The following is a 17,483-nucleotide window of genomic DNA, read 5'->3' as shown; positions in this document are numbered from 1 at the left end:
GAGAGCGCCTATAAGCCGTAAACCATCGCGCAGGGAAGGCCGGTGTGATCACCGCCTGTACCTGTGGACTCGCGCTTGCGCAGTTTTTTTCTGCGCGAGGGCCCCGGGTGCAGCGGCCACCCGGCCTTCCCTGCGCCCTCTAACTTTCGAGAGGGTGATGGATGAAGCAAAGCTCGGGCGAATGCCGTCGCGAGAGCGAAAAGGCGTGTCTCTTCGTCGTCCCGGACAAGCGAGCGTCAGCGAGCGCCGATCCGGGACCCATAACCCCAGGATGTTGTTTTGCGAAAGCCGTCAACTATCATCGAGGCGACGGTTAGATTCCGCGGTATAGGCCCCGGCTTTCGCCGGGCGACGAGAACCTAGACCGGCTTCCCCGTATACGGCATCGACGCCGTCAAGCCGCCATCGACCGGAATGGCCTGGCCGTTGACGTAGGACGCATCATCGCTTGCGAGGAACAGTCCCATCGCGGCGAGTTCGTGCGGCTGGCCGGGACGTTTCAACGGATTGAGCTGGCCGATCTTGTCGGCGGTGCCGCGCTCCTTGGCGCGATCGAAGATCGGCTTGGTCATTCCGGTTTCGATCAGGCCGGGGCACACCGCATTGATGCGAACGCCGGTGCCGGAGAGCGAATAGGCGGTGGTCTGCACCAGGCTGATGACGCCGGCCTTGCTCGCGGCATAGGGATGGCCGCTGGCGCCGGCTTTCAAGCCCGCAACAGATGCGGTGCAGACGATCGAGCCGGAACCCTGTTTGGTCATGTGCGGGATGGAATGCTTGATGGCAAGGAACGGTCCGATCAGGTTGACGCGCAACACCTCCTGCCAATGCTCCACCGTCTGCTCGGCAAGCGGCACCAGGCCGCCGCTGACACCGGCATTGGCCCAGATCGCATCGAGCTTGCCGTAGGTTTTGAGCGCGCGATCGATGAAGCCGATCACGTCCTTCTCGGAACCTGCATCCGCCGTCAGCGCCTCCGCCGTGCCGCCGGCTTTTTTCACCTCGGCAGCCACATCTTTCACGGCCTCGGTGCGATCGACCGCGATCAATCTCGCGCCTTCTTTCGCGAACAGAAGCGTTGCCGCGCGGCCGATGCCAGAACCGGCGCCGGTGATGATGACGGATTTGCCTTCGAGGCGGCCCATGTGTTTCCTCCTAGTGGAATTTCGAAGTGGGATGTTCGCAGCGGAATTCCGCTCGCGGATTCAAACAAGTTTTCAAACGCCAGAAGTGACTTGAGGCGTTTGGTGCTCTGACGTACAGCCAAAGCTGACTCTATTGAAGGCCGATGACGATGTCCAAGCCCGATCAAGCTTTCGTCGCCCAGCAGGCTGTTCCCGCAGGCGTGGTGGCGACGCGATGGTGGTGGGTGCGCCATGCGCCGGTGCGCGACGACAATGGCTGCATCTATGGCCAAAAGGATCTCGGCTGCGACACCTCCGATCGCGTGGTGATGGAAGCGGTGGGCAGGATCCTGCCGCGCAATGCGATCTGGTTTGCCAGCAACCTCAAGCGCACGCATCAGACCGCGGAAGCGATCTGGGCGGCTGGCTATCCGCAGCCAGGCATGCTGATCCAGGAGGTGGCGTTTGCCGAGCAGAATCTCGGTGACTGGCAGGGCCTCAACCGCGCCGCGTTTTTTGCCAGCCGTCCGATCGAGGTCGGCAGCTACTGGTTTGCGCCGATCGATGAGCCCGCCCCGGGCGGTGAAAGCTTTGTCGATGTCTATGAGCGCGTGAAGCGCGCGGTCGACCGCATCAACCTCGAAAATGCCGGACGCGATGTGATCGTCGCCTCGCATGGCGGCACCATCAAGGCGGCGATAGCGCTGGCGCTCGGCGGGCTGGTTGAAAAAGGACTCGCTTTCACCATCGACAATTGCTCGGTGACGCGGCTGGATCATCTCGCGAGCCAAGCTCACAGCGGCTGGCGGCTGCCGATGGTGAACCAGCAGCCATGGATGGCTGACGCCTCGCACAATGCGATGCACCAGCCGGCCGGCCCGGAGCGGGCAAGCCCGACCAAGCTGGGTTGAGCAAGTGGCTCGCGCTCGACAATTGTCTTGCCGCAGCGACGCGGCGTAATGTGCAAGCAAGGCGGCCGATCGGCCGAACTCTTAAAAGAACTGGGGAGGATCATATGACTCTGTTCGACATGACCGGAAAAGTGGCCGTCATCACCGGCTCCTCGCGCGGGATCGGGCGCGCGATTGCCGAACGCATGGCCGAGCACGGCGCCAAGGTCGTGATTTCCTCGCGCAAGAAGGAAGCCTGTGACGAGGTGGCGAAGGCGATCAACGATACCTACGGCAAGGGCAAGCAGGTCGCACTGGCCGTGCCGGCCAACATCTCGACCAAGGATGATCTGCAGCACCTCGTGGAAGAGACCAACCGCGCCTTCGGCAAGATCGACACGCTGGTCTGCAACGCCGCCTCCAATCCTTATTATGGTCCGCAGGCCGGCATCTCCGACGACCAGTTCCGCAAGATCCTGGACAACAACATTGTCGCCAACACCTGGCTGATCAATTTCGTGGTGCCGCAGATGATCGAGCGCAAGGACGGCACCGTCACCATCGTCTCCTCGATCGGCGGCCTGAAGGGCTCGACGGTGCTCGGCGCCTACGCGATCTCCAAAGCCGCCGACATGCAGCTCGCGCGCAATCTCGCCTGCGAATATGGCAAGCACAACGTCCGCGTGAACTGCATCGCGCCGGGCCTGATCAAGACCGACTTCGCCCGCGCGCTGTGGGAAAATCCGGACACGCTGAAGGCATCGACCGCGCGCTCACCGCTGCTGCGCATCGGCGAGCCCGACGAGATCGCGGGCGCCGCGGTGTTCCTGGCGTCAAAGGCGGGCAGCTTCACGACAGGCCAGACCATCGTGGTCGATGGCGGTGCGACGATCAGTTGATCGCCGTCGCCCCGGCGAAAGCCGGGGCCCATCCCGCGGAAGCTTTCAGAGAGATGCGGTGGGAGAGGACCTTCGCAACAACTTCGCCCTGGGGTTATGGGTCCCGGCGTTCGCCGGGACGACACCGTTGATGTTGCGCCGTCCTCACTCCAGCGCCGCGTACACCAGATTCCGCACCAAGGTCCTGGTGTAATCCCGCTGCCCCGGCGCCTGCGACATGAAGACTGCGAACAGCTCCTCCTTCGGATCGATCCAGAAGAAGGTGCCGCCCATGCCGCTCCAGAAGAACTGGCCGACCGAGCCGAGGAAGGAGGCGATGCCCGCGTTGTTGCGCACGGCAAAGCCGAGGCCAAAGCCGTGGCCGGGCGTCAGCAGCGTGCCCTTGATCGCGACGTGCGGGCTCAGATGATCGGAGGCCATCAGCTCCAGCGTCTTGCGGCCGATGATCCTGTTGCCGTCGAGGCTGCCGCCATTGAGCAGCATCTGGCAGAAGCGGGCGTAGTCCATGGTGGTGGAGACCAGGCCGCCGCCGCCGGATTCCATCGCCGGCCGCTCCAGCATGTTGAAGAGCTGGACCTTCTCGGTGGTCCAGGGATCGATCGGGAAGGGCTCGGCGAGGCGAGAGGCGTTCTCCTCAGCCGTGAAGAAGGCGGTTTCGGCCATCTGCAACGGCGCCAGGATGCGCTCGGTCAGGAAGGTGGAGAGCGGCTTGCCGCTGACGACCTCGATGATGCGACCGAGAATGTCGGTCGAGCGGCTGTAGTTCCATTCGGCGCCGGGCTGGCAGATCAGGGGCAGGCTCGCCACCATCGCGGCGTGCTCGGCATTGGTGATCTTGCGGCTCCGCAGCCGCGTCTGGGTATAAAGCTGCTGCACCAGGCTGTTGCCGGTATGCTCGTAAGTGATGCCGGAGGTGTGGCGGAGCAGGTCCTGGATGGTCATGGGACGCGCCACGGGAGCGAGCTCGAGCTTGCCATGCCGCTCGATGCCGACCTGCTGGCGGGCAAACTCCGGGATGAACTTGGCGACGGGGTCATTGAGGAGGAAATGGCCGTCCTCCAGCAGCATCATGATGCCGACCGAGACGATCGGCTTGGTCATGGAGAAGATGCGGAAGATCGAGTCCTGCCTCATCGGGCCGTCGGAGGTCGGGCCTTGCCGGCCGATGGCATCGAACCAGCCGATCTGGCCACGGCGAGCCACCATTACGGTCGCGCCGGGCAGGGTTCCCTTATCCACCTCACGCTTGAAGGCGTCGGAGAGGATTTGCAGCCGGGAAGCGGACAATCCGAGGGATTCGGGGCTAGCCTGGGGCAAAGGCGGGGTCTTGGGCGTCTCGGCGGACTTGGTGGCGGTCTGCGCGGTCATAGTCTCTCCCATGATCGTTCCCTTGGCTCTTGTTATGTCTCAACTGTTGCCCAGAAGGGAGCATTTGAACAGCGCATTTACCGCGCTTCGCCCTTGCAAATCGGCTATCCATTGTGCTTGAAACGGCGCGGACCGAAGCGGCTGCTTCGGTGCGCTAGGAGTGTAGCTCAATTGGTAGAGCACCGGTCTCCAAAACCGGGGGTCGTAGGTTCGAGCCCTACCACTCCTGCCAGCCGGCAGGGCGGGACGACAGATCAGGACCAGGCAGACGCCCCCGCGAAGTGTGGCAGGTCGATATTTGCTTGGGTCCGGCCGCCATGAATCCAGATTGGGATGCTTGCCCGCCTTGGTGCCGCCACCGCCGCCGCCCGGATTGAGATTCCCGTTGGTGTCGAACTGGTCGTTGGAGTTGAAAACCGTGATGCGCGGACGTTGCGGGCCGGCATAGACCGGAGGTGCCGGATAGCCCGAGCCATAGCCCCGGCCGGCCGCCATGGTCATGGTGTTGGTCGGGCCGGGCGAGCGGATGTTGAGATTGGGCGAAAGGCCGGCGGCCTCGGCACGCGGGCCGCCAAGGAGGCTGGCTGCCACGAGAATCAGGGCGGGGATACGAAGCGACATGGTCGGGATCTCCTCTCCTTAAGGTCCCCGTTGGTGTCGGGCCGGAAAACGCGGGTTCGATGCCCAAAGTGATGCCGGTCACGCTGCGGGTAAGCCCTTGATCCCGTGGCAGCGCCCAAGGCGCGGGGGCGCCAGGGCAGGGGCAGGCGGCCGAGGCAAGCCCAGCTTGACCTTTGCCGCCTCCCGCAGTACATAGCGCGCAACCCGCAGCCGGCCCGTTTGAGACGGATCTCCGGCGTGGCCGTAATCCCCGAACATTCGAGCCCGCTTGCCGGCTCATCCTTCAAACGAGGGTTGGGCGGCTGAAAGGCTGTTCGGTTTCCTGACACTTATTAGATACGTCTGGCGTACCAACGATGGCTTTCAGCCCGTTCAAATTCCTGCAGGAAGTGCGCTCGGAGACCGCCAAGGTCACCTGGCCGACCCGTCGTGAGACCACGATCACCACCATCATGGTGTTCGTGATGGTTGCGGCCGCGTCCATTTTCTTTTTCGCCGCGGATCAGATGATCCGCGTTCTCATCACCTTTGTGCTGGGCATCCACTGATGGCAACCGCAGCAGTCTTAGCTTCCGACAAGCGCTGGTATATCGTCCACGCCTATTCGAATTTCGAGAAGAAGGTCGCCGAATCCATCCGCGAGCAGGCCAAGCAGCGCGGGCTTGAGGACCTGTTCGAGCAGGTGCTGGTGCCGACCGAGAAGGTCACCGAGGTGCGTCGCGGCCGCAAGATCGACGCCGAGCGCAAGTTCTTCCCGGGCTATGTGCTGGTGAAGATGAAGCTCACCGACGAGGCCTTCCATCTCATCAAGAACACCCCGAAGGTCACCGGCTTCCTCGGCGCGGAAAACAAACCGATGCCGATCTCGGAAGCCGAGGCCATGCGCATCCTGCACCAGGTGCAGGAGGGCGTGGAGCGGCCGAAGGCGTCGGTGTCGTTCGAGATCGGCGAGAATGTGCGCGTCGCCGACGGCCCGTTCGCCTCGTTCTCGGGCGTGGTGGAGGAAATCGACGAGGCGCGTTCGCGCGTGAAGGTCGCGGTGTCGATCTTCGGCCGCGCGACCCCGGTCGAACTGGAATTCGGTCAGGTCGAGAAGGTCTGATCGCGATCATGCGGGGTACGCCTCGCATGAGAGAGGACGTGGGAGGAGAGGGCGGAAAGCCAGCCGCTTCTTGATCCGCACCACGAACCTGAAACCGCCGGTTAGGAGCCGGCAGCACAGGAGACGTAAATGGCAAAGAAAGTGACCGGATACCTGAAATTGCAGGTGCCGGCGGGTGCGGCGAATCCGTCGCCTCCGATCGGTCCCGCGCTTGGTCAGCGCGGTCTCAACATCATGGAGTTCTGCAAGGCGTTCAACGCCCAGACCCAGAAGGAAGAGAAGAACACCCCGATTCCGGTGATCATCACGATCTACGCGGATCGCTCCTTCACGTTTGAGATGAAGACGCCGCCGATGTCCTACTTCCTCAAGCAAGCGGCCAAGATCCAGTCCGGCTCCAAGGCGCCGGGCCGCGACAAGGCCGGCAAGGTGACGAGAGCGCAGGTGCGCGAGATCGCCGAGAAGAAGATGAAGGACCTGAATTGCGACACCATCGAATCGGCCATGAAGATGGTCGAGGGCTCGGCCCGTTCGATGGGTCTGGAAGTTGCGGGGTAAACGGCCATGTCAGTTGGAAAGCGTTTGAGCAAGGCCCGCGAGGGTGTGGATCGTGAGAAGCTGTACGCGCTGCCCGAGGCCATCAAGATGGTCAAGGAGCGGGCGAAGGCGAAGTTCGACGAGACCATCGAGATCTCGATGAATCTCGGCGTCGATCCCCGTCACGCCGACCAGATGGTCCGTGGCGTCGTCACTCTGCCGAACGGCACCGGCCGCAGCGTGCGCGTCGGCGTGTTCGCGCGTGGCGCCAAGGCCGATGAGGCCAAGGCCGCGGGCGCCGACGTGGTCGGTGCCGAGGATCTCGTCGAGAAGGTGCAGGCGGGCAATATCGATTTCGACCGCTGCATCGCCACCCCCGACATGATGCCGCTGGTCGGCCGTCTCGGTAAGGTGCTCGGTCCGCGCGGCATGATGCCGAACCCGAAGGTCGGCACCGTGACCATGGACGTCACCTCTGCCGTGAAGGGTGCCAAGGGCGGCTCGGTCGAGTTCCGGGTCGAGAAGGCGGGCATCGTGCAGGCCGGCATCGGCAAGGCCTCGTTCTCCGAGGACAAGCTGGTCGAGAACGTTCGCGCGCTCGCTGACGCGGTCGCCAAGGCGAAGCCCTCAGGCGCCAAGGGCACCTACATCCAGCGCGTCGCCGTGTCCTCGACGCAAGGGCCGGGCGTGAAGGTCGATACGAGCACGCTGCTCGCGTAAGGCCGGACAATTCGAGAGATTGACGAGGGGCGGAATTGGGCAACCAGTTCCGCCCTTTGCATTGGAGGCTCAGGGAAAACAACAATGCCCGACAAAGTCCTGGTCTATTCGCGCTTCCCCAAATCACTGATGCAGCGCATCGGCGAACGCTTCGAATTGTGGGATGCGGGCGGCAAGCCGCCGGACCAGGTGTTCGCGACGGACGAACTCGCCGATATCCGCGCGATGATCACAGCGGGCTCGACGCCGCTCGGTGGCGAGATGATGGACCGGATGCCCAAACTCGGCGTCATCGTCTGCTACGGGACGGGCTATGACGGCGTTGATCTGAAGGCAGCTGCAAGCCGCGGCATCGCAGTGGGGCACAGCCCGGGCGCGAATGCGTCCTCGGTCGCCGACATTGCGCTGACCCTGATGCTCGCCGCGGTGCGGCGGCTGGTGGTCGCCGACGGCTATGTCCGCAGCGGCGATTGGGCGGCATCAAAGCCTTCGCCGATGATGCGTCCGCAGCAGGGGATGCGCGGGCGAAAGGTCGGCATCTATGGCATGGGCGCCATCGGCCGCAAGATCGCGGACCGCGCTGCCGCGTTCGAGACCGAGGTCGGCTATTTCAGCCGCAGCCGGCATGACGTGCCCTACCCCTATTTCCCCTCGCTCGAAGAACTCGCCGATTGGTGCAGCGTGCTGCTCATTGCGGTGCGCGCGGGGCCCGAAACCAATCACGCGGTGAATGCCGACATTCTCAAGCGGCTCGGTGCGGACGGTTATGTCATCAATATCGCCCGTGGCTCGGTGATCGATGAAGCTGCGCTGGTCGCCGCGCTCAAGGACGGCACGATCGCCGGCGCCGGCCTCGACGTCTATGCCAGGGAGCCGAACCCGCCGGGCGAATTGACCGCGCTGCCGAATGTGGTGCTCACGCCGCATATCGGCGGGCACACGCTTGAATCGCATCACGCGATGCAGGATTGCGTGATCGCGAATCTGGCCGCGTATTTCGAGGGCAAGCCGCTAGCTTATCGAGTCGGGTAGTCCAACTCCATGGTCTCAGGTCGCAAGCGGGGCGCGGCGCAGCTTGTCGGGATTGCGCACGACATAGATTGCGGCGATCTTCTGCTGTGCGCCGTCGATTGCCACGCTCAGCGCATGATCGATCTCGCCGTCCATGTAGAGGAGTGCGCCGGCGCTGCCGTTGATGATCATCGGAACGACCTCGATCTCGTGGCCGGCATTCTTGCCGGCGATCCCGATTACGAAACGAACGATCTTATCAGCACCACTGATGCGGTTCAGCGCCGCAGTCTTGCGCCCGCCGCCGTCGGTGATGGCGATCGCATCGTCGCGCAAGAGGCCGGCGAGAGTGGAGATGTCGCCGCTGGTTGCCGCTTCGCAGAAGGCGCGCAGCAGTCTGGCATGGTTCTCGGGCGTGGCTGCCGGCGCCGGGCGTCCCTCGCGTACCGCCTGGCGGGCGCGAGCCGCCAGTTGGCGACAGGCGGCCTCGCTGCGTCCGAGCGTCGATGCGACTTCCGCAAACGGTCGGTCGAACACGTCATGCAGCAGGAACGCGGCGCGCTCGAGCGGCGACAGCCGGTCCAGCGCCAGCATCAGCGCAAAAGAGAGATCATCCGCGAGCTCGGTTGCCGCATCGGCCGAAAGGCCCTCGGCATCGAACACCGGCTCCGGAAGCCAGGGGCCGACATAGACCTCCCGCTGCGCCCTTGCGCTCTTCAACCGATCCAGGCAAAGCCGCGTCACCGTCGTGACAAGGAAAGCTTCCGCATTGCGCACGTCCTGCGCGCCGGCAAAGCGGAGGTAGGCGTCCTGCACCACGTCTTCCGCGTCGCTGCGGCTGCCAGTCATGCGATAGGCAAGCCCGAGCAGCCGGCGGCGATGCGGGGCGAGGGGATCGGCCTCACGCGGCTTGCTTGACGACATCGACTTGATGGCCGGCCACGGTGACGCGGCGGCATTCCCTGGCATATCCGAGAGCAAGTTTGAGCATCGGGAACATCCGGCCCAGTTGCAGCGTCATGGCAAGATCGATCACGCCCTTGTCTCCCCAGCGTGCGCGAACAGCATCGCGGTATTTGTCGTCATCCATCGCGTGATGGACAACGGCATCTGCGAACTGGAAGCCCAACGCCGTCGCTTCGGTCATGGCGCTGATGTCGCGGCGAAGCACCGCCTCGACCTGGTCCCTGGCCATGCCGGCCTCGAGTGCCATATCGACGGTCAGTTGCGTGCAGGGACCGCAATCTTCCCCCAATGCACCAGTGATGGAGGCGGCAAATTTGGCTTCCACCGGAATCACCTCGCGATGGGCCGCCGCTTTCATCAGCGGCGCCAATTTGAAGAAAGCGGCAGGCGACACCTTCAACAGCATATTGAGATAGCTCGTGTCATAGCCGTAACGTTTGCTGAAGGACCGCAGCATACGGCGCGCCAGGAAACTACGCATGTCGTTGTTCTCCATGGTTCGGGAAAGCCGAGTAGACGGCGAGGGCCGCTGGTCCAATGACCAGCGCAAGGTCCGCAGCGGTGTGGTGGTCGTGGCCCCCCGCGATCATCACGAGATGAATGAGGGCGTGCGCCACCATGAATGCGGCGCCAGCCATGGCTGCCGGCCAATAGCTGGGGCGCCAGGCCCGGGCGGCGAGCGCCAGGCCCGCGGCGAGGAAAGCCGCGCCGACATCCTGGACAAATGGGCGTTGAACGGGCCGGTTTCCGGAACACCCGGTACGCTCACCCACCAGCTGGAACTGGCGAACAGCATGACCAGCCCGTTGGCCATATTGAAAAGGGCAAGCGCGCCCGCGATCCACCGTCGCATTGAGACCTCCTGCGCCTCAGACGATCAGAGGAGGTGGTATGTGACATGGCGGCGAAGATTTTTCGTATGAGCGGTCCAAAAGCGGGGCCCCAAACTGGTGTGAATTTTGCTCTTGGCAAGCCGGGCCAGACGGGCTAAAGACCCCGCTCTGGACGTGCTGGCTTGCGCTGGCACGGCCGTGCTCGCATTCCGAATAGATGACGAACAGGAGATCATTCCTTTCAGGATATCCGCTTGGATCGCCCGAAAGGAAGGAAACCGCTTCGTCCCTTTTGTCAGGCATGCGGGCAGGGGTCTTCCGGCGTGCCGGCAAGATCCCGATCCTGTCCGAGACTGCAGGCGCTTGAAGCGAAATTGTTGAATTTCGCCAATGGCTTAATCGAATGGCCTGCATAGATGGGTGAAGACCGGATTTGATCTCGACGCAATGTGCTTTGCGCGTTGCCGAAAGCGATTTGGTTCGAACCTCGACACCCCGCGGGGCCCGGAAGGGCTTTTCGGGAGGGCAGGCTTCAAGATCGTCGTCTTGCCCAGGTCGCTGGGGCTTCACAGCCCTGGAAAGTGAATCTTGGGCGGGACGATGGGTGCAACCCGGCGGTCCCGCGTGAGAATGCGAAGGCCGCCAACCGGAGAGAGCTTGCTGTGGAACGAGCGGCAAAAAAAGAGGCGGTCGAACAGCTCAACGAGGTCTTCAAGGCCACGAGCGTCGCGATCGTTGCTCATTATTCCGGCCTCACCGTCGCCCAGATGCAGAAGCTGCGCATGCAGATGAAGCAGGCGGGCGCGTCGGTGAAGGTCTCGAAGAACCGTCTCGCCAAAATTGCTCTTGAAGGCACTGACGTCGCTGCCATCGGTTCCCTGCTGAAGGGGCCGACCGTGATCGCAACTTCCAACGATCCGGTTGCGGCGCCGAAGGTTGCCATCGAATTCGCCAAGGCGAACGAAAAGTTCGTCATCCTCGGCGGGTCGATGGGCAAAACCGTCCTGAATGTCGATGGCGTGAAGGCGCTTGCCTCGCTGCCGTCGCTTGACGAACTCCGCGGCAAGCTTGTCGGCCTCATCGTAGCGCCGGCAACCAAGCTCGCGCAGCTGTCGAATGCGCCCGCAGCCAAGCTCGCGCGCGTCATTCAGGCTCATGCCTCAAAGGGCGAAGCGGCCTGACGCTTTCGCAACACTAGAAAACCCTGGTTCGAATCAAATCGCTTAAGGAAACTGAACAATGGCTGACTTGCAGAAAATCGTGGACGACCTCTCGAGCCTGACCGTGCTCGAGGCGGCTGAGCTCGCCAAGCTCCTGGAAGAGAAGTGGGGCGTTTCGGCCGCGGCTGCGGTCGCGGTTGCCGGCCCCGCAGGCGGCGGCGCCGCTGCTGCTCCGGTTGAGGAGAAGACCGAGTTCACCGTCGTGCTGGCCGCGGCCGGCGACAAGAAGATCGAGGTCATCAAGGAAGTCCGCGCCATCACCGGTCTCGGCCTGAAGGAAGCCAAGGACCTCGTCGAAGGCGCGCCGAAGCCGGTCAAGGAAGGCGTCAACAAGGACGAAGCCGACAAGATCAAGGCCCAGCTCGAGAAGGCTGGCGCGAAGGTGGAGTTGAAGTAAGCCGCTGGCTTGCCTCAATTGCATGCCCGGGCGAGCGCAGCGAGGCCCGGGCATCTGTCTCCTCAAGGCGTGGATGGCCGGGTCGAGCCCGGCCATGACGGGGAGAGAGGGCAAATTCCGGGCGGACCTGGGCCCGGAACAGGATTTGGGTGGCGCCCCGGGCCGTTGGGCCGGGGAACCGCTGCAAGAGACGTGCAATCGGCGACCCCGTTTCGCGTCGAACACAAAAAAGTGTGGGGATACGTGGGTTTGCCCCTCGAATCTCCATGATTGTCATCCCATATCGGGACGACAGCACGAAAGCACGGTTTCCAAGGCGGAAGCGGCGGCGTTTCCCTTTGTAAGCTGTTGGGAGACAGGCTATTTCGGGCTTTTGCAGTCCGTAACTAAAATGGTTCTGACGGGCGGGTGCGCATCTGCGCCCCGCACGTCGTTTTGCGTTTTGAAGGTCTGAAGAACGAATTCGGGACTTTTGTGTCCTGCAAGTCGGGCTTTGCGCCTTCGGAATGATCGACATTCACACCCGGGGCGCGATGGCGGTTGCTCTCCGGAAGACGCGCCCCCTTGAAGGGCGACGAAATGAGAGGCCCCGATGGCGCAGCAGACATTCACCGGTCGCAAACGCGTCCGCAAGTTCTTTGGACACATCAAGGAAGTCGCCGAGATGCCGAACCTCATTGAGGTTCAGAAGGCGTCCTATGACCAGTTCCTGATGGTCGAGGAGCCCCAGGGCGGGCGCCCGGACGAGGGCTTGCAGGCGGTTTTCCGCTCCGTGTTCCCGATCTCCGACTTCTCCGGCACCTCGATGCTGGAGTTCGTCCGCTACGAGTTCGAGCCGCCGAAATATGACGTCGACGAGTGCCGCCAGCGCGGCATGACCTTCGCTGCGCCGCTCAAGGTGACGCTGCGCCTCATCGTGTTTGATATCGACGAGGAGACCGGCGCCAAGTCGGTCAAGGACATCAAGGAGCAGGATGTCTATATGGGCGATATCCCGCTCATGACCATGAACGGCACCTTCATCGTCAACGGCACCGAGCGCGTTATCGTCTCCCAGATGCACCGCTCGCCCGGCGTGTTCTTCGATCACGACAAGGGCAAGACCCATTCCTCGGGCAAGCTGCTGTTTGCCGCGCGCGTGATTCCCTATCGCGGCTCCTGGCTCGACATCGAGTTCGACGCCAAGGACATCGTCTATGCGCGTATCGATCGCCGCCGCAAGATTCCCGTGACCTCGCTGATGTTTGCGCTCGGTCTCGACGGCGAGCAGATCCTGTCGACCTTCTACAAGAAGATCCTCTACAAGCGCACCAAGGAAGGCTGGCGCGTCCCGTTCGACGCCAACCGCTTCCGCGGCTACTCGACCGTCAACGACCTGATCGATGCCGATACCGGCAAGGTCGTGCTCGAGGCCGGCAAGAAGCTCACCGTCCGTGCCGCCCGACAGCTCCAGGAGAAGGGGTTGAAGGCGCTGCGCATGTCGGATGAGGAGCTGGTCGGCAACTACCTCGCCGAGGACCTCGTCAACCCGAAGACGGGCGAGATCTACGCCGAAGCCGGCGAAGAGATCACCGAGAAGCTTTTGAAGGTGCTGAACGAGCAGGGCTACAAGGAGCTGCCGCTGCTCGACATCGACCATGTCAATGTCGGCCCCTACATCCGCAACACGCTGCATGCCGACAAGAACATGACGCGTGAGGACGCACTCTTCGACATCTATCGCGTGATGCGTCCGGGCGAGCCGCCGACGCTGGATTCGGCGCAGGCCATGTTCCAGTCGCTGTTCTTCGATGCCGAGCGCTACGACCTCTCCGCGGTCGGCCGCGTCAAGATGAACATGCGCCTCGATCTCGATGCGCCCGACACCCAGCGCACGCTGCGCAAGGAAGACATCCTGTCGGTGATCAAGACCCTCGTCGATCTGCGCGACGGCAAGGGCGAGATCGACGACATCGACCATCTCGGCAACCGCCGCGTCCGCTCGGTCGGCGAGCTCATGGAGAACCAGTACCGCATTGGTCTGTTGCGCATGGAGCGCGCGATCAAGGAGCGCATGTCGAGTGTCGATATCGACACCGTGATGCCGCAGGACCTGATCAACGCCAAGCCCGCGGCCGCCGCGGTGCGCGAGTTCTTCGGCTCCTCGCAGCTGTCGCAGTTCATGGACCAGACCAACCCGCTCTCGGAGATCACCCACAAGCGCCGCCTCTCGGCGCTTGGACCGGGCGGTCTGACGCGCGAGCGCGCCGGCTTCGAGGTGCGCGACGTGCATCCGACGCATTACGGCCGCATCTGCCCGATCGAGACGCCGGAAGGTCCGAACATCGGCCTGATCAACTCGCTCGCGACGTTCGCGCGCGTGAACAAATACGGCTTCGTCGAGACCCCTTATCGTAAGGTGAAGGACGGCCGCGTCACGGACGAGGTGGTCTATCTCTCAGCGATGGAGGAGGGCCGCTACACGGTCGCGCAAGCCAACGTGCCGCTCGATCCGAAGGGCCGCTTCACCGAGGACCTCGTGGTCTGCCGTCACGCCGGCGAAGTGCTGCCGGTGACGCCGGACAAGGTCGACTACATGGACGTCTCGCCGAAGCAGCTGGTTTCAGTGGCCGCGGCGCTGATCCCGTTCCTCGAGAACGACGACGCCAACCGTGCGCTGATGGGCTCGAACATGCAGCGCCAGGCGGTGCCGCTGGTTCGCGCCGAGGCGCCGTTCGTCGGCACCGGCATGGAGGGCGTGGTCGCCCGCGACTCCGGCGCCGCGATCGCCGCCCGCCGCTCGGGCGTGATCGACCAGATCGACGCCACCCGCGTGGTTATCCGTGCGACGGAGGATCTCGATCCGACCAAGTCGGGCGTCGATATCTACCGCCTCATGAAATACCAGCGCTCCAACCAGTCGACCTGCATCAACCAGCGTCCGCTGGTGAAGGTCGGCGACATCGTCAAGAAGGGCGACATCATCGCTGACGGTCCCTCGACCGATCTCGGCGAGCTCGCGCTCGGCCGCAACGTGCTGGTCGCCTTCATGCCGTGGAACGGCTACAACTTCGAAGACTCGATCCTGCTCTCCGAGCGGATCGTGAAGGACGACGTCTTCACCTCGATCCACATCGAGGAGTTCGAGGTGATGGCGCGCGACACCAAGCTCGGGCCTGAGGAAATCACCCGCGACATTCCAAATGTCTCGGAAGAAGCGCTGAAGAACCTCGACGAAGCCGGTATCGTCTACATCGGTGCGGAAGTGCGCGCCGGCGACATCCTGGTCGGCAAGATCACGCCGAAGGGCGAGAGCCCGATGACGCCGGAAGAGAAGCTGCTCCGCGCCATCTTCGGCGAAAAGGCCTCGGACGTTCGCGACACCTCGCTGCGGGTGCCGCCGGGCGTGCAGGGCACCATCGTCGAAGTACGCGTGTTCAACCGCCACGGCGTCGACAAGGACGAGCGTGCGCTGGCGATCGAGCGGGAGGAGATCGAGCGTCTCGCCAAGGACCGCGACGACGAGCAGGCGATTCTCGACCGCAACGTCTACAACCGCCTCGCCGAGCTGCTCGAGGGACGGCAGGGCATCGCCGGCCCCAAGGGCTTCAAGAAGGACACCAAGATCACCCGCGCGGTGCTCGAGGAGTATCCGAAGTCGCAGTGGTGGCTGTTCGCTTCCCCCAACGACAAGCTGATGGCCGAGATCGAGGCCATGCGCAAGCAGTACGACGAGTCGAAGAAGGGTCTCGAGCAGCGCTTCCTCGACAAGGTCGAGAAGCTGCAGCGCGGCGACGAATTGCCGCCCGGCGTGATGAAGATGGTCAAGGTCTTCGTCGCGGTGAAGCGCAAGATCCAGCCCGGCGACAAGATGGCCGGCCGCCACGGCAACAAGGGCGTGGTGTCCAAGATCGTGCCGATCGAGGACATGCCGTTCCTCGAGGACGGCACGCATGCGGATATCGTGCTCAATCCGCTGGGCGTGCCCTCGCGCATGAATGTCGGCCAGATCCTCGAGACCCACCTCGGTTGGGCCTGCGCGGGCCTCGGACGGCGCATCGCGCAGACCGTTGATGCCTACCTGTCGAAGCAGGACATCAAGCCGCTGAAGGAGACCTTGAAGCGGATCTACGGCGAGGACGAGACCATCAAGACGCTCAACGATGGCGAATTGATCGAACTCGGCCGCAACCTGAGCCACGGCGTTCCGATCGCAACGCCCGTGTTCGACGGCGCCAAGGAGGCCGACATCGAGGAGATGCTCAAGCTCGCCGGCATGGATGCCTCGGGCCAGTCGACCGTCTATGACGGCCGCACCGGCGATCCGTTCGATCGCAAGGTCACCGTGGGCTACATCTACATGCTCAAGCTGCACCATCTGGTCGACGACAAGATCCATGCGCGTTCGATCGGTCCGTACTCGCTCGTCACCCAGCAGCCGCTGGGCGGCAAGGCGCAGTTCGGTGGCCAGCGCTTCGGCGAAATGGAGGTGTGGGCGCTGGAAGCCTATGGCGCGGCCTACACGCTGCAGGAGATGCTGACGGTGAAGTCGGACGACGTCGCCGGCCGCACCAAGGTGTACGAGGCGATCGTGCGCGGCGACGACACGTTCGAGGCCGGTATTCCGGAATCCTTCAACGTGCTGGTCAAGGAAATGCGCTCGCTCGGTCTCAACGTCGACCTGCACAACTCCAAGATTGGCCCGGCTCCGACCTCCGAGGCGGCCGAGTAACCGCCATCATCATGCCCGGCGCGTACGCCGCCGGGCGTCGTGCCCTGTCCGTCCGATGCGGGCAGGGCGCCCAGTTTGAGTGATTTTCGATTTTCCTGCCGGCTTTGGCCCGGCACGCGAGGAGAAGACGATGAACCAAGAGATCATGAATCTCTTCAACCCGACGACTCCGGCTCAGGTCTTCGACCAGATCCGGATCTCGATCGCGTCCCCTGAGAAAATTCTGTCCTGGTCCTATGGCGAGATCAAGAAGCCGGAGACCATCAACTACCGCACCTTCAAGCCGGAGCGCGACGGCCTGTTCTGCGCGCGCATCTTCGGGCCGATCAAGGACTACGAGTGCTTGTGCGGCAAGTACAAGCGGATGAAGTACAAGGGCATCATCTGCGAAAAGTGCTCGGTCGAGGTCACGCTGTCACGCGTCCGGCGCGAGCGCATGGGCCATATCGAGCTCGCAGCGCCCGTCGCCCACATCTGGTTTTTGAAGTCGCTGCCCTCCCGCATCGGCCTCTTGCTCGACATGACGCTGAAGGATCTCGAGCGGATCCTCTACTTCGAATACTACGTCGTGCTCGAGCCGGGCCTGACCTCGCTCAAGGACCGTCAGCTCCTGTCGGAAGACGAGTACCTGAAGGCGCAGGACGAGTTCGGCCAGGATTCCTTCACCGCCATGATCGGCGCCGAGGCGATCCGCGAGATGCTCAAGGCGCTCGAGCTCGAGAAGCTCGAGGTTTCGCTGCGTGCCGAGATGGCGGAGACCGATTCCGACATCAAGCACAAGAAGCTCGCCAAGCGGCTCAAGATCGTCGAGGCGTTCCGCCACTCCGGCAACAAGCCGGAATGGATGATCCTCACCGTCGTGCCGGTGATTCCGCCGGACCTGCGTCCGCTGGTGCCGCTGGACGGCGGCCGCTTTGCGACGTCCGACCTCAACGACCTCTACCGCCGCGTCATCAACCGCAACAACCGCCTGAAGCGGCTGATGGAGCTGCGCGCGCCCGACATCATCATCCGCAACGAAAAGCGCATGCTGCAGGAGGCCGTCGACGCGCTGTTCGACAACGGCCGCCGTGGCCGCGTCATC

At 63.3% G+C, this 17,483-nt stretch carries 15 protein-coding genes, 1 tRNA gene and 1 pseudogene; 13 read left to right on the top strand and 4 right to left on the bottom strand.

What is annotated here, in order from left to right; genetic code table 11:
- Nucleotides 1-359 precede the first annotated feature (359 nt).
- Nucleotides 360-1,145 (bottom strand): SDR family oxidoreductase, encoded by a 786-nt coding sequence (locus VFB05_RS11775; RefSeq protein ID WP_325012418.1) that lies wholly within the window; start codon nt 1,143-1,145, stop codon nt 360-362.
- Nucleotides 1,146-1,294: 149 nt separating this feature from the next.
- On the opposite strand from VFB05_RS11775, the gene VFB05_RS11770 reads away from it, so the two are divergent.
- Both VFB05_RS11770 and VFB05_RS11765 read left to right on the top strand, forming a co-directional pair.
- Complete coding sequence (locus VFB05_RS11770; RefSeq protein WP_414643183.1) at nt 1,295-2,035, top strand: histidine phosphatase family protein; 741 nt, start codon at nt 1,295-1,297, stop codon at nt 2,033-2,035.
- A gap of 104 nt (nt 2,036-2,139) precedes the next feature.
- A complete protein-coding gene (locus VFB05_RS11765; protein ID WP_325012414.1) occupies nt 2,140-2,913 on the top strand; it encodes an SDR family oxidoreductase in 774 nt (257 codons plus the stop codon).
- 144 nt (nt 2,914-3,057) lie between these two features.
- On the opposite strand, the gene VFB05_RS11760 is transcribed toward VFB05_RS11765, so the two are convergent.
- A complete protein-coding gene (locus VFB05_RS11760) occupies nt 3,058-4,281 on the bottom strand; it encodes a serine hydrolase domain-containing protein (protein ID WP_325012412.1) in 1,224 nt (407 codons plus the stop codon).
- 156 nt (nt 4,282-4,437) lie between these two features.
- On the opposite strand from VFB05_RS11760, the gene VFB05_RS11755 reads away from it, so the two are divergent.
- The 6 genes from VFB05_RS11755 to VFB05_RS11730 all read left to right on the top strand — a co-directional run bounded on the left by VFB05_RS11755 (nt 4,438) and on the right by VFB05_RS11730 (nt 8,293).
- A tRNA-Trp gene (locus VFB05_RS11755) sits at nt 4,438-4,513 on the top strand.
- Nucleotides 4,514-5,258: 745 nt separating this feature from the next.
- On the top strand, nt 5,259-5,450 hold the full coding sequence (secE, locus tag VFB05_RS11750) for a preprotein translocase subunit SecE (protein WP_325012409.1): 192 nt from the start codon (nt 5,259-5,261) through the stop codon (nt 5,448-5,450).
- Nucleotides 5,450-6,004: a transcription termination/antitermination protein NusG gene (nusG, locus tag VFB05_RS11745; protein ID WP_325012407.1), complete on the top strand. Its 555-nt coding sequence runs from the start codon at nt 5,450-5,452 to the stop codon at nt 6,002-6,004. The genes secE and nusG overlap by 1 nt, the downstream gene beginning before the upstream one ends.
- A gap of 129 nt (nt 6,005-6,133) precedes the next feature.
- Nucleotides 6,134-6,562 (top strand): 50S ribosomal protein L11, encoded by a 429-nt coding sequence (gene rplK, locus VFB05_RS11740; protein ID WP_057745528.1) that lies wholly within the window; start codon nt 6,134-6,136, stop codon nt 6,560-6,562.
- A gap of 6 nt (nt 6,563-6,568) precedes the next feature.
- Entirely contained in the window at nt 6,569-7,261 is a 693-nt protein-coding gene (gene rplA / locus VFB05_RS11735) for a 50S ribosomal protein L1 (RefSeq protein WP_325012399.1), read from the top strand.
- A gap of 84 nt (nt 7,262-7,345) precedes the next feature.
- Nucleotides 7,346-8,293: a 2-hydroxyacid dehydrogenase gene (locus VFB05_RS11730; RefSeq protein WP_325012397.1), complete on the top strand. Its 948-nt coding sequence runs from the start codon at nt 7,346-7,348 to the stop codon at nt 8,291-8,293.
- 15 nt (nt 8,294-8,308) lie between these two features.
- Here the strand turns inward: VFB05_RS11730 and sigJ are convergent, their stop codons facing one another.
- Both sigJ and VFB05_RS11720 read right to left on the bottom strand, forming a co-directional pair.
- A complete protein-coding gene (gene sigJ, locus VFB05_RS11725; protein ID WP_325012395.1) occupies nt 8,309-9,196 on the bottom strand; it encodes an RNA polymerase sigma factor SigJ in 888 nt (295 codons plus the stop codon).
- A complete protein-coding gene (locus tag VFB05_RS11720; RefSeq protein WP_325012393.1) occupies nt 9,174-9,719 on the bottom strand; it encodes a hypothetical protein in 546 nt (181 codons plus the stop codon). The genes sigJ and VFB05_RS11720 overlap by 23 nt, the downstream gene beginning before the upstream one ends.
- Here VFB05_RS11720 and VFB05_RS11715 point away from each other — a divergent pair.
- From VFB05_RS11715 to VFB05_RS11695, 5 genes and pseudogenes are all read left to right on the top strand, one after another.
- On the top strand, nt 9,718-10,161 hold the full coding sequence (locus tag VFB05_RS11715) for a hypothetical protein (RefSeq protein ID WP_325012391.1): 444 nt from the start codon (nt 9,718-9,720) through the stop codon (nt 10,159-10,161). The genes VFB05_RS11720 and VFB05_RS11715 overlap by 2 nt on opposite strands.
- Nucleotides 10,162-10,733: 572 nt before the next feature.
- On the top strand, nt 10,734-11,252 hold the full coding sequence (gene rplJ / locus VFB05_RS11710; RefSeq protein WP_325012389.1) for a 50S ribosomal protein L10: 519 nt from the start codon (nt 10,734-10,736) through the stop codon (nt 11,250-11,252).
- A 58-nt stretch (nt 11,253-11,310) separates the two neighbouring features.
- On the top strand, nt 11,311-11,688 hold the full coding sequence (gene rplL, locus VFB05_RS11705; RefSeq protein ID WP_325012387.1) for a 50S ribosomal protein L7/L12: 378 nt from the start codon (nt 11,311-11,313) through the stop codon (nt 11,686-11,688).
- 592 nt (nt 11,689-12,280) lie between these two features.
- On the top strand, nt 12,281-16,399 hold the full coding sequence (gene rpoB / locus VFB05_RS11700; protein ID WP_325012385.1) for a DNA-directed RNA polymerase subunit beta: 4,119 nt from the start codon (nt 12,281-12,283) through the stop codon (nt 16,397-16,399).
- Nucleotides 16,400-16,529: 130 nt separating this feature from the next.
- A pseudogene (locus VFB05_RS11695) lies at nt 16,530-17,483 on the top strand (DNA-directed RNA polymerase subunit beta'); the annotation flags it as partial.

The organism is Bradyrhizobium sp. (assembly GCF_035652035.1).
GTDB lineage: Bacteria > Pseudomonadota > Alphaproteobacteria > Rhizobiales > Xanthobacteraceae > Bradyrhizobium.
This window is presented reverse-complemented; position numbering and strand designations above follow the sequence as displayed.